Origin of the sequence: Pseudomonas sp. Xaverov 83, assembly GCF_019352905.1 — a bacterium.
GTDB classification, from domain to species: domain Bacteria; phylum Pseudomonadota; class Gammaproteobacteria; order Pseudomonadales; family Pseudomonadaceae; genus Aquipseudomonas; species Aquipseudomonas yamanorum.
The window spans coordinates 1-12,105 of record NZ_JAAAFU010000084.1; the positions used below are offsets into that span (position 1 = coordinate 1).

The following is a 12,105-nucleotide window of genomic DNA, read 5'->3' on the forward strand; positions in this document are numbered from 1 at the left end:
GGCGGGGCAGAGCGTTTTGGTTACTTTGCCGCTTTTGCAAAGTGACTCGCTGTAAGAGCGAAACCATAAGTAGCCGTTACCTAAAAAACGGATATACACACAACAACCACGTAAAGATTCCGTATAGATTCAACCCCAGCCATAACGTTTACGTCGTCTCTATTGAGCAACTAATCCCCCCTCCACTACTGTGAACTCCACACCAATAACCCCCGTAGGAAGTCATCGTGGAAAGTTCAACTTTAGGCATGATCGTCCTCTCAATGATCGCCCTGTTCGGCGCCGCCGCCTTTTGCTTCGAACAACTCGCCACCCGCGATTCAAAGAAAAAGAAAGCCAAATAAGCTGATCATCAAAAGCAGCAGAACCCCAGTGTTTCAAGGGATACCCCACCCCCGGGCTATCCCTTTTTTCCGTTCGCCCACCCCAACCCCCTCTATACACCGTCTTAATACCCGCGCCCAAAATCAGTGCCCGAACTTGATACCCAACCTCTTAACCTCCCCGCGTCCGCAATCGCGGCTTATTAATCAGGGGAGTTCCACCGTGCTCACACTCAAGTTCATCTATATCGCCAGTGGCCTATGCGCCGTCGGGCTGTTCGCTTATCTGGGCTATGCCCTCATTCGCGCCGAAAAGTTCTAGGGAGCCCACCATGTACGACGTGATTTTTGTAGGCCTCTCCCTGGTGTTTTTCGCCACGACAGCCATGGCCATTGTCGCCATGGGCAAGATTTGAACGGAGCCTCGACATGCTAAGCACTTTGCTGGAATTTGCGCTGGTCCTGGGGTTGATGACCGGGCTCGCCGTGCTGATGGGCAAGTGGCTGACCCGGGTCTTTACCGGAACCCGCCACGCCCTGCCGGAACGTTATACCTATCGCCTGCTGGGCATCGACCCGCTGGAAACCATGAGCTGGGCCCGCTACGGTTCGGCCCTGCTGCTGTCGAACGCGGCGATGATGCTGCTCGGCTATGCCATCCTGCGGCTGCAAGCCGTCATGCCGATCAACCCGCTCGGGCTGGCCGCGCAAACCCCGGACCTGGCGTTCAATACCGCCGCGTCCTTTATCACCAACACCAACTGGCAGGCGTACTCGGGCGAAACCAGCCTGTCGAACTTCAGCCAGATGGCGGTGATTACGTTCCTGATGTTTGTCGGCGCCACCTCGGGCGTGGTCGCCGCAGCGGGTTTTATCCGTGGCTTGAGCCGCTCAAGCTCGGCGGATATCGGCAACTTCTGGGTCGACTTCACCCGCACCCTGTACCGCGTGATGCTGCCGCTGTGCGTGGGCATGGCACTGGTGTATGTGTGGCAAGGCATTCCCCAGACCTTTGCCTCCCAAGCCCTGGCTACAACGCTTGAAGGCGCGCAGCAACAGTTGATTGTCGGCGCGGTGGCGAGCTTTGAATCGATCAAGCATATCGGCACCAACGGCGGTGGCTTCTTCAGCATGAACGCCGCGCACCCGTTCGAAAACCCCACGCCACTGACCAACGCCCTGCACATCCTCAGCATGTTGCTGATCCCGTCGGCGCTGACTTACACCTTCGGCAGCATGCTGCTGCAACGCCGTCAGGGCTGGGTATTTTTCGGCACCTTCCTGGTGATGTTCATCGGCTTTCTCGCGCTGGTGTATGGCGCCGAGCAAAACGGCAACCCGTTGCTGACCCAGGCCGGTGCCAACCAGACGCTGTCCATCGAGCAAAGCGGCGGCAATATGGAAGGCAAGGAGCTGCGTTTCGGCATTGCCGACAGCAGCCTGTTTATCGCCACCACGACTGCGGCCACCACCGGCTCGGTCAACGCGATGCATGACTCATTGACCCCCATGGGCGGCTTCGTGCCCCTGGCGCAGATGATGCTCAACTGCGTGTTCGGCGGCGACGGCGTGGGCTTTATCAACCTGATCCAGTACGCGCTGCTGACGGTGTTTCTGGTGGGCATGATGATCGGCCGCAGCCCGGAATTTCTCGGCAAGAAGATCGAGGCCCGGGAGATGAAACTGGTGATGCTCTCGGTGCTCGCGCACCCCATCAGCATCCTCGGTTTTACCGCCCTCGCCGCCCTGTGGCCCGACACCATGGCCAGCCTGAATAACCTCGGCCCCCACGGCTTCAGCGAGGTGCTCTACGCCTATACCTCGGGCACCGCCAACAACGGTTCGGCGTTCGCCGGGTTGAATGCCAACACGCCGTTTTTCAACACCACCATTGGCCTCGCGATGCTGGTCGGGCGCTTCTTCACCATGCTGCCGATGCTCGCCGTGGCCGGCTCCCTGGCGTTGAAAAAGACCGTGCCTGCCGGCGCCGGCACCATCCCCACCGCCACCCCGTTGTTCATGGTGCTGGTGGTGTTTGTGGTGCTGGTGGTGGGTGGCCTGACTTTCCTGCCGGCCCTCGCGCTCGGCCCGCTGGTGGAGCAACTGCAGTTGCTGTCCGGCCAGACGTACAACTAAGGACACGTTGATGACGACTCAATCGATATTCAAAGGGCTGTTGCGCCCGGTGCTGGTTTCGGCGGTGTTTTTCATGGCCCTGACCGGCCTCGCCTACCCGATCTTCACCACCTTTGCCGCGCAGTTGCTGTTCCCGTTCCAGGCCCAGGGTTCGCTGATTGAACGCGACGGCCTGGTGATCGGCTCGGCGTTGATCGGCCAGGACTTCACCCAGCCCGGGTACTTCCATGGCCGCCCGAGCATGACCCTCGGCGCAGACCCCCAAGACCCGAGCAAAAGCGTGTCGCAGCCTTACAACGCCGGCTCCAGCGGCGCCAGCAATCTGGGTCCTACCAGCCAGAAACTGGTAGACCAGGTTGCAGCCCGAGTTAAAGCCTACCGCCAGGACAACGGCCTCGCCGCCGACGCCCAGGTGCCGGTGGATGCGGTCACCGCTTCCGCCTCCGGCCTGGACCCGCATATCTCCGTGGCCAACGCGCGCATCCAACTGGCCCGGGTCGCCCGCCTGCGGCAGATCCCCGAAGCCGATCTGCTGCAACTGGTGAACGAAAACACCGCGGAACGCACCCTCGGTTTGCTCGGCGAACCACGAGTCAATGTGCTGCAACTCAACCTCGCGCTGGACGCCCGCTTGCCTGTGCGCCAGCCCCCCATTGCGGCCAGTGAGTAAGAGATTCCCCCATGATCAAGAATGCTCGTTTACCTCTGTTTGACCGCGCCATCGTGCTCACCGCCTGCGGGGACGCGTTCAAGAAACTGCTGCCCCAGGCGCAGTGGAAAAACCCGGTGATGTTCGTGGTGTACCTGGGCAGCCTCCTCACCACGCTGCTGTGGTTCCAGTCCCTCGGCGGCCAGGGTGAAGCCCCCAGCGGGTTTATCCTGAGCATCAGCTTGTGGCTGTGGTTTACCGTGCTGTTCGCCAACTTCGCCGAGGCCCTGGCCGAGGGTCGTAGCCGCGCCCAGGCCGCCAGCCTGCGGGGGATGAAACGCCAGACCCTGGCCAAGCTGCTGCAGCAACCCAAGCACGGCGCGGCGTGGCTGCCGACCGAAGCGACGCTGTTGCGCAAGGACCAGGTGGTGCTGATCGAAGCCGGCGACCTGGTGCCGCTCGATGGCGTAGTGATCGAAGGCGTGGCCTCGGTGGATGAAAGCGCAATCACCGGTGAATCGGCACCGGTGATCCGCGAAGCCGGCGGCGACTTTTCCTCGGTCACCGGCGGCACGCGGGTGCTGTCGGACTGGCTGGTGGTGCGCATCAGCGTCAACCCGGGGGAGTCGTTCCTCGACCGTATGATTTCCATGGTCGAATCCGCCAAGCGCCAGAAGACTCCCAACGAAGTCGCCCTGACGATTTTGCTGGTGGGCCTGACCCTGTTGTTCCTGCTGGTGATCGCCACGCTGAGCCCGTACTCGATCTTCGCCGTGGCCATGAGTGGCAGCGGTAGCGTGATCAGCGCCACGGTACTGGTGGCGCTGCTGGTGTGCCTGATCCCCACCACCATCGGCGGCCTGCTCTCGGCCATCGGCGTGGCGGGCATGAGCCGCATGATGTCGGCCAATGTGATCGCCACCTCTGGTCGTGCGGTAGAGGCGGCGGGTGACATCGACGTGTTGCTGCTGGACAAGACCGGCACCATCACCCTGGGCAACCGCCAGGCCAGCAGCTTCCTGCCGGCACCAGGGGTCAAGGAAGCCGAGTTGGCCGATGCGGCGCAACTCGCATCCCTGGCCGACGAAACCCCGGAAGGCCGCAGCATTGTGGTGCTGGCCAAGCAGAAGTTCGACATCCGTGCGCGGGACATCAACGCCCTCGGCGCAAGCTTTGTGCACTTCACTGCACAAACCCGCATGAGCGGCGTCGACCTGCCCGAAGGCCGTGGTATTCGCAAGGGCGCGGCGGATGCCATCCGCAGTCATATCGAAGCATTGGGTGGGAGCTTTCCGGCAGCCTTGCAAGCCAAGGTCGACGAAGTATCACGACGCGGCAGCACCCCGCTGGTGGTCTCGGACGGGGCCAAAGCACTCGGCGTGGTGGAGCTCAAGGACGTGGTCAAGGGCGGCATCAAGGAGCGCTTCGCCGAACTGCGGCGCATGGGTATCAAGACCGTGATGATCACCGGCGACAACCGCCTGACCGCCGCCGCGATTGCCGTGGAAGCCGGCGTGGATGATTTCCTCGCCGAGGCGCGCCCGGAAGACAAGCTGCAACTGATCCGCGACTACCAGGCCCAGGGCAAGCTTGTGGCCATGACCGGCGACGGCACCAACGACGCCCCGGCACTGGCCCAGGCCGACGTGGCGGTGGCGATGAACAGCGGCACCCAGGCGGCGAAAGAGGCCGGCAACATGGTCGACCTCGACAGCAACCCGACCAAGCTGATCGAAGTGGTCGAGGTGGGCAAGCAGATGCTGATGACCCGTGGCGCGCTGACCACCTTCAGCGTGGCGAACGACGTGGCGAAGTATTTCGCGATCATCCCGGCCGCATTTGTCGCGACCTATCCGCAGCTCGGCGCGCTGAACGTGATGCACCTGACCAGCCCCAACTCGGCGATTCTCAGCGCGGTGATTTTCAACGCGTTGATCATCGTGGCGCTGATTCCGTTGGCACTGCGCGGCGTGACCTACCGGGCGATTGGCGCGGCGGCATTGCTCAATCGCAACCTGCTGATCTATGGCCTGGGCGGGGTGCTGGTGCCGTTTGCCGGGATCAAGCTGATTGACATGGTACTGACCGGGTTAGATCTCGTGTAGCACCGCAAATCCAATGTGGGAGCGGGCTTGCTCGCGAATGCGGAGTGTCAGCCAACTCGTCTGTCACTGATACACCGCTTTCGCGAGCAAGCCCGCTCCCACAATTGAACCGCATTGACCAGGAATGACATGCCCGCATTAAACGAAGAACGCCCCGACCCCGACGCCCTCCTCGCCCGGGTCCAGCAGGAAGAACAGGCCGCCTTGCGCGGCAAACTGCGTATCTACTTCGGCTCCAACGCCGGGGTGGGCAAGACCTGCGCCATGCTCGATGCGGCGCAACGGGAACTCAGCCTGGGGCGCGACGTACTCGCCGGCGTGGTGGAAACCCACGGCCGCCAGGAAACCGCCGACCTGCTCAACGGCCTCGAACAACTGCCCCGCGCCCACCGTGTGCACCGTGACTTTACCCTCACCGAATTCGACCTCGACGCCGCCCTGCAACGCCATCCCGCCGTGCTGCTGGTGGACGAACTGGCCCACAGCAATGTGCCCGGCTCACGCCACCCGAAACGCTGGCAAGACGTGGAAGAACTGCTCAGCGCCGGCATCGATGTGTGGACCACCCTCAACGTCCAGCACCTGGAAAGCCTTAACGATCTGGTGAGTGGGATCATCGGCATTCGCGTGCGGGAAACCGTACCGGACCACGTGTTCGACAACGCCCACGAAGTGGTCGTCGTGGACCTGCCGCCGGATGATCTGCTGCAACGCTTGAAGGACGGCAAGGTGTACCTGGGTCCCCAAGCCGAGCGCGCTTCGCGGCACTTTTTTCGCAAGGGCAACCTGTTGGCCCTGCGGGAACTGGCCCTGCGCCGCACCGCCGACCGGGTCGACACGCAGATGCGCGTGTACCGCCGCGAACAGTCGATCAAGACCCTGTGGCCCGCCCGCGAGCGATTGCTGGTAGGCGTGGCCGGTGACGCCGGCGATGAGCGTCTGGTGCGCGAAGCCGCGCGTCTGGCACAAAAGCTCGAGGCGGACTGGATCGTGGTGCACGTCGCCTCCGCCCAGGGGCGCGGCGCTAAGCGTTACCTCACAGCGATGAAAACCCTGGCTCTGGCCAGCGAGTTTGGCGCCGACACCGCAACATTACCGGGCATGGACGTCGCCGAAGCGCTGGCCGCCTGCGCCCGGGAACACAACGCCAATCGCCTTGTGCTCGGCCATCATCCGCGCCGGCCATGGCGGTTCTGGCACCAGTCGGTGGGCGACCGGATCAGCCGGCACCATCCGCAGATCGACCAGATCGTGATTGCCCACGGCGTATTGCCGGGCACTGTTCCTGCCATTGAAAAACCCACGCCAACCCCCGGCAGGACCCTGGCCTACCTCTGGGCCACCCTCGCCTGTTTCACCGCCAGCGCCATCGCCGCGCTGCTGCTTCAGGTGTTCGACCTGGCCAACGTGGTGATGCTGTTCCTGCTCACGGTGGTGCTGGTGGCCCTGCGGTTTGGACGCGGCCCCGGCGTGTGGGCAGCGATGCTCGCGGTGCTGTGTTTCGACTTCTTTTTCGTCCAGCCGCGCTACTCGTTTACTGTCAACGACACCCAGTATTTCTTCACCTTCGCGTTGATGCTCGGCATCGCGCTGATCACCGGGCAACTTACCGCGCGCCTGCGCCACGAAGCGCGCACCGCCGCCGCGCGAGAACGCCGCGCCACGTCCCTGGCACGCCTGGCCCGGGATCTGTCGGCCGCCTTGACCGTGGAGCAGATCAGCGAAGTGGCGCTGCGCACCTTCAGCGGTGTGTTCGAGGCACTGGTCGGCCTGGCCTTGCCGGACGCCGCCGATGGCGTGCACAGCGTGGGCGCAGGTGGGCTGCCGATCGACGACAGCATCGCCCAATGGACCTACGACCACGGCCAGTCCGCCGGCCAGGGCACCGACACCTTGTCCGCCGCCAAGGGGTGCTATCTGCCGCTCAAGGCGCCGATGCGCGTGCGCGGCGTGCTGGTGCTGGAACTGGCGCAAAGCGAACGCCTCAACGAGCCCGAAGAACGTCGTCTGCTGGAAGCCTGCATGAGCCAGCTGGCAATTGCCCTGGAGCGCGTGCACTTCGTTGAAGTGGCGCAAAGCACGTTGGTGCAGATGGAAGGCGAGAAGATGCGCAACACCTTGCTCGCGGCGATTTCCCACGACTTGCGCACGCCCTTGACCACACTGATCGGCGCCGCCGACACCGCCCTGCCCCATGCGCCGCCGGGCCCGCTGACCGAGTTGCTGCACGGGATTCATGAGCAGGCGACCTCGATGCAACGCCTGATCGAAAACCTGCTGGACATGGCCCGCATGCAAGAGCGCGGCGTACGGCTCAACCGGCAATGGCATTTGCTGGAAGAGATCGTCGGCAGCGCCCTGCGTCAGTTGCGTGAGCCACTGGCCCGGCATGTGGTGAATACGACGCTGGACCCGCAATTACCGCTGGTGGAAGTCGATGCGCTGCTGATCGAACGGGTGCTGGTCAACCTGCTGGACAACGCCGCCAAGTACACCCCGCCGGGCACGGTCATTACCGTGGCCGCACGCGCCGTTTCGGACAACATCCTGCTGGAAGTCAGCGACACCGGCACGGGCAGCGCGCCGGCCAATCTGTTCGAACCGTTTGCCCGTGGCCAGCAGGAGTCCTCGGTCGCCGGGATCGGCCTGGGGCTGGCCCTGGCCAAACGCATCGTCGAAGCCCACGGCGGGCGCATCGAAGCCATGCCCGGCAGCGAGCGCGGCATGCATTTCGTCATCACTTTACCGGCGGGTACTCCGCCCCCAATGGACGCCCTATGAGCACTGCACGCATTCTGATTGTTGAAGACGAGGCCAATATCCGCCGTTTTGTCGGCATCGCCCTGCAGGACGAGGGCTTCCAGGTGTTCGAGGCCGACAGCGTCAAGCGCGCGTTGATCCACGCCTCCAGCCGCCAGCCGGACCTGGTGATCGTCGACCTCGGCCTGCCGGACGGCGACGGCAAACAGTTGATCAGCGAACTGCGGGGATGGCTGGCGGTGCCGATCCTGGTGTTGTCGGCGCGGGATCGCGAAGAGGAAAAAGTCGCCGCCCTGGACGCCGGCGCCGATGACTACCTGACCAAACCCTTCGGCGTGCCCGAGTTGCTGGCGCGCATCCGTGCGCAACTGCGTCGGCACGGGCAAACCGGCACCGTGGCGGCCACCAGCAAGGTGGCATTTGGCGAGATTGAGGTGGACCTGGCGACCCATGAAGTGTGGCGCCAAGGCCTGCCGGTGCACCTGACGCCCATCGAATACCGCCTGCTGTGCGCGATGATTCGCGGGCAGAGCCGGGTGCTCACCCATCGGCAGTTATTGCTTGAAGTGTGGGGACTGGACTACGTGGACCGCGCCCACTATCTGCGGGTGCATATGGCGCATCTGCGGCAGAAGCTGGAGGCCGACCCGGCCCAGCCGCAGTACTTCATCACCGAGTTGCAGGTGGGCTACCGACTGGTGGGCTTGTGAACAGATGCGCGGAGGCGAAATCGACAAACACGCGAATTTTCGGCGAGAGGTGCCGGCTGGATGGCCACAGGGCCCAGAACTGACCCTGGTCATCGGAATGGCCGTCGAGCACGGTTTCCAGCTGGCCCTCGGCGAGTGCTTCGCGGGCCAGGAAGTCCGGCACGTAGGCAATGCCATGGCCGTCCATCGCAGCCCGGAGCATGGCTTCCATATTGTTCAAAGTCAGGGCGGTGGGCAGGCGCAATTGGGTGATGGCCGGGTTGGCGGATAAGGTCCAGTCCATGATTTTTCCGGTGGTGGCGAAGCGGTAACGCAAACACGGGTGATGCTCCAAGTCGCTCAGGGACTTTGGCCGGCCGTTGGCCCGCAGGTACTCGGGCGATGCGCACAGTACAAATCTGAACGGCCCCAGCTTGCGGGCCATCAGGGTCGAATCCGCCAGGCCGCCGCTGCGGATGACCACGTCGAAGCCCTCCTCTATCACATCCACCAGATGGTCGTTGAAATCCAGCTCCAGTTCGATCTCGGGGTAGGCTTTGCGGAACGCCATCATGTGCGGAAAGAGAAAGCGATAACCGATGGTGGGCAGGCTGACCCGCAGTTTGCCCCGGGGTGCCTGCATCGCATGGGAAAGCATGGCGCGGGCGTCTTGCAGGTCGTCGAGAATTTTCCGACTGCGCTCGTAGAATAATTGGCCTTCGGCGGTGAGGCTGACCTTGCGGGTGCTGCGGTGCAACAGCCGCACACTCAGTGACGCCTCAAGCTTGGCGACATTCTTGCCCACCGCCGAGGCGGAAATCCCCATCGCCCGGGCTGCACCGGTGAAACTCAGGGCCTCTGCCGTTTTCACAAAGGCGATCACGCCGCTCAAGTTATCGGTCACGTCATTACATCCATACAGTCCGCTATGAACGGAATGTAAGCCCGTTTATCCTTGATTGCATCCTGATTAGAGTCTTTTAGTCTTCAGACTCACGGGAATGCCCCTATGAACACGACAACCGAATCTGTGGCCGCCCATGGCCGATATTCCATCCTGGCCGCGATTTGCCTGGCCGCCCTGGTATTGCCCATGAGCTTCACTGGCGGCGCCGTCGCCACGCCTTTTATCGGCCAGGCATTTGCTGCCCAGCCAAGCCAGCTGGCGTGGATCACCAACGCGTTCATGCTGAGTTTCGGCAGCCTGTTGATGGCCGCCGGCACCCTCGCCGACCTGTATGGGAGAAAGCGTCTGTTCTTGTGGGGCATGGCGCTGTTTACCCTGGTCTCCTTACTGCTGGCAGTGGCACCGGGAATTTTCTGGCTGGATGTGTTGCGTGGCGTGCAGGGCGTCGCGGCAGCTACGGCACTGGCCAGTGGCTGTGCGGCGCTGGCCCAGGAGTTTGACGGCCATGCCCGCACCCGCGCCTTCAGCTTGCTAGGCACAACGTTTGGTGCAGGCCTGGCGTTTGGGCCATTGCTGTCGGGGGTGCTGATCGAACACTGGGGCTGGCGCTCGATTTTTCTCGGCACTGCATTATTGGCCGGTATTTCGCTGCTGTTTGCCGCGCCCAAAATGCGTGAAAGCCGCGACCCGCAAGCGCTGCGGCTGGACACCGCTGGTGTACTGACGTTTTCCGCGATGCTGGTGGCCCTGACCACGGCGGTGATCCTCGCGCCGGAGCACGGCTGGACGTCGCCGCTGGTTGATGCCCTGCTGATCGCGGCGGCGGTGTCTTTGCTGGTGTTTGTCCTCGTCGAAAACCGCTCCAGCCAACCGATGCTGGAGCTACGGCTGTTTCGCTTCCCGCGTTTTATTGGCGTGCAGCTCCTGCCGATCGGTACCTGTTACTGCTACATCGTGCTGATCGTGTTGCTGCCCCTGCGGTTTATCGGTGTGGAAGGCGCCAGCGCGCTGGACGCGGGGTTGATGATGCTCGCGTTATCGGCACCGATGCTGGTGGTGCCGATGATCGCCGCGTCGCTGACCCGCTGGCTGCCGGCGGGTGTGTTGTGTGCTATTGGCTTGCTGATCGCGGCGTTGGGCCTGTGGGGATTAAGCCTGGCCGACCAGCCTGGGCAGACTGTCGCTGCGATGCTGGTCATCGGGATCGGCACCGGGCTGCCCTGGGGCTTGATGGATGGCCTGGCGATCAGCGTGGTACCCAAGGAGCGTGCGGGAATGGCGGCGGGGATTTTCAATACCACCCGCGTGGCCAGTGAAGGCGTGGCGCTGGCGATCACGATGGCGGTATTGGGCGCGTTGGTTGCGCACCACTTGCGCGGAAGCGCAGCGGCGGATGTTTCGGTGGTTGCCCAGGCGTTGGTGATGGGCGATATCCTGCAGGCCGGCACAATAATTCCACTGGCCGAATTGCGAGCGGCCTACACAGCCGGGTTCAACACATTGCTACAACTACTGGCTGGTTTCACGCTGGTCACGTCCTTGGTGGTCTTTGTGTTTTTACGGCGCCAGGGGGCGGCGGATGGAAGCGATATGAAGAAAATGGAAGAATGCGCGCATGACTATTCCAAAAAAATGGCGTGACCAATTCCCCAACGCCCTCATCGAGCCACAGACCATTGGCGAGTCGGGAGCCGACGTCTTCCGCCTGCTCCGTGACAACGGTGAGGACCTGTTCCTGAAATCCGAGCCCATCGGCCCACACGCCGAGTTGCCCGACGAGATCGAGCGGCTGCGCTGGCTCCAGCAATGGAACCTGCCAGGGCCTGGCGTGCTGGATGAGCTGACGGAAAACCATCGTCACTGGCTGCTGATGACCGCCGTGCCCGGGCAGGATCTGGCCAGCGCCAGCGACTTGTCTGCGCCGCAGGTCATTGCCCTGGTGGCGAGCGCACTGCGCAGCCTGCATCAGGTTCCGGTTGCACAGTGCCCGTTCGACCACTCACTGGAACACCGTATCGCGGCCGCCGGTAATCGTGTGAACGCAGGGTTGGTTGACGAGACCGACTTCGACGATAAACGCCTGGGCCGAACCGCCGTGGATGTGTTCGCCGAACTGCTGTCGACCCGCCCCACCGCACATGACCTGGTGGTGACCCACGGCGATGCCTGCCTGCCAAACTTCATGGCTGAGGGCGATCACTTCAGTGGTTTCATTGACTGCGGTCGCCTGGGCATCAGTGACCGTTATCAGGACCTTGCACTCGCGGCCCGCAGCATCGAGCGCAATCTCGGAGCGGCCTGGGTGGCGCCGTTCTTCGAGCAATACGGCGTCGAACCCGATGAGCAGCGCATCGCGTTCTACTGTTTGCTGGACGAGTTCTTCTAAACCCAAACCCCAGACAGCAAAAAGCCCGCTCAATGAGCGGGCTTTCCGTGGTACCTGGCGTTCAGCGTTCCAGGTGACCGAATATGGCGCAGCGGACGGGACTCGAACCCGCGACCCCCGGCGTGACAGGCCGGTATTCTAACCGACTGA

At 63.0% G+C, this 12,105-nt stretch carries 9 protein-coding genes; 8 read left to right on the forward strand and 1 reads right to left on the reverse strand.

All coding sequences use genetic code 11. The features are described from left to right. The first annotated feature begins 546 nt into the window (after positions 1 to 546). From kdpF to K0H47_RS28345, 6 genes are all read left to right on the forward strand, one after another. On the forward strand, positions 547 to 645 hold the full coding sequence (gene kdpF, locus K0H47_RS31520) for a K(+)-transporting ATPase subunit F (RefSeq protein ID WP_003219423.1): 99 nt from the start codon (positions 547 to 549) through the stop codon (positions 643 to 645). 107 nt (positions 646 to 752) lie between these two features. Then, the gene (kdpA, locus tag K0H47_RS28325) at positions 753 to 2,459 is read left to right on the forward strand and encodes a potassium-transporting ATPase subunit KdpA (protein ID WP_219273981.1); all 1,707 of its coding nucleotides are present in this window, start codon (positions 753 to 755) and stop codon (positions 2,457 to 2,459) included. Positions 2,460 to 2,469: 10 nt separating this feature from the next. Next, entirely contained in the window at positions 2,470 to 3,129 is a 660-nt protein-coding gene (gene kdpC / locus K0H47_RS28330; protein ID WP_219273982.1) for a K(+)-transporting ATPase subunit C, read from the forward strand. 11 nt (positions 3,130 to 3,140) lie between these two features. Further along, entirely contained in the window at positions 3,141 to 5,213 is a 2,073-nt protein-coding gene (gene kdpB, locus K0H47_RS28335; protein ID WP_219273983.1) for a potassium-transporting ATPase subunit KdpB, read from the forward strand. Between the two features lie 129 nt (positions 5,214 to 5,342). Then, a complete protein-coding gene (locus tag K0H47_RS28340) occupies positions 5,343 to 7,994 on the forward strand; it encodes a sensor histidine kinase KdpD (RefSeq protein WP_219273984.1) in 2,652 nt (883 codons plus the stop codon). Continuing rightward, complete coding sequence (locus K0H47_RS28345) at positions 7,991 to 8,683, forward strand: response regulator (RefSeq protein ID WP_010166411.1); 693 nt, start codon at positions 7,991 to 7,993, stop codon at positions 8,681 to 8,683. Before K0H47_RS28340 ends, K0H47_RS28345 begins: the two co-directional genes overlap by 4 nt. Here the strand turns inward: K0H47_RS28345 and K0H47_RS28350 are convergent. Continuing rightward, complete coding sequence (locus tag K0H47_RS28350; RefSeq protein WP_218264529.1) at positions 8,643 to 9,566, reverse strand: LysR family transcriptional regulator; 924 nt, start codon at positions 9,564 to 9,566, stop codon at positions 8,643 to 8,645. The two genes, K0H47_RS28345 and K0H47_RS28350, sit on opposite strands and share 41 nt — an antisense overlap. 105 nt (positions 9,567 to 9,671) lie before the next feature. On the opposite strand from K0H47_RS28350, the gene K0H47_RS28355 reads away from it, so the two are divergent. Together K0H47_RS28355 and K0H47_RS28360 are read left to right on the forward strand one after the other, a co-directional pair. Continuing rightward, positions 9,672 to 11,210, forward strand: a complete 1,539-nt coding sequence (locus tag K0H47_RS28355; RefSeq protein WP_257626761.1) for an MFS transporter — start codon at positions 9,672 to 9,674, stop codon at positions 11,208 to 11,210. Next, positions 11,185 to 11,955: an APH(3')-II family aminoglycoside O-phosphotransferase gene (locus tag K0H47_RS28360; RefSeq protein WP_177026589.1), complete on the forward strand. Its 771-nt coding sequence runs from the start codon at positions 11,185 to 11,187 to the stop codon at positions 11,953 to 11,955. Before K0H47_RS28355 ends, K0H47_RS28360 begins: the two co-directional genes overlap by 26 nt. The last annotated feature ends 150 nt before the right edge of the window (positions 11,956 to 12,105 follow it).

Bases quoted from the DNA above. Each gene is read 5' to 3' on its own strand.
- kdpA (WP_219273981.1), top strand. From the start codon at position 753: ATGCTAAGCACTTTGCTGGAATTTGCGCTGGTCCTGGGGTTGATGACC.
- kdpC (WP_219273982.1), top strand. From the start codon at position 2,470: ATGACGACTCAATCGATATTCAAAGGGCTGTTGCGCCCGGTGCTGGTT.
- kdpB (WP_219273983.1), top strand. From the start codon at position 3,141: ATGATCAAGAATGCTCGTTTACCTCTGTTTGACCGCGCCATCGTGCTC.
- K0H47_RS28340 (WP_219273984.1), top strand. From the start codon at position 5,343: ATGCCCGCATTAAACGAAGAACGCCCCGACCCCGACGCCCTCCTCGCC.
- K0H47_RS28345 (WP_010166411.1), top strand. From the start codon at position 7,991: ATGAGCACTGCACGCATTCTGATTGTTGAAGACGAGGCCAATATCCGC.
- K0H47_RS28355 (WP_257626761.1), top strand. From the start codon at position 9,672: ATGAACACGACAACCGAATCTGTGGCCGCCCATGGCCGATATTCCATC.
- K0H47_RS28360 (WP_177026589.1), top strand. From the start codon at position 11,185: ATGACTATTCCAAAAAAATGGCGTGACCAATTCCCCAACGCCCTCATC.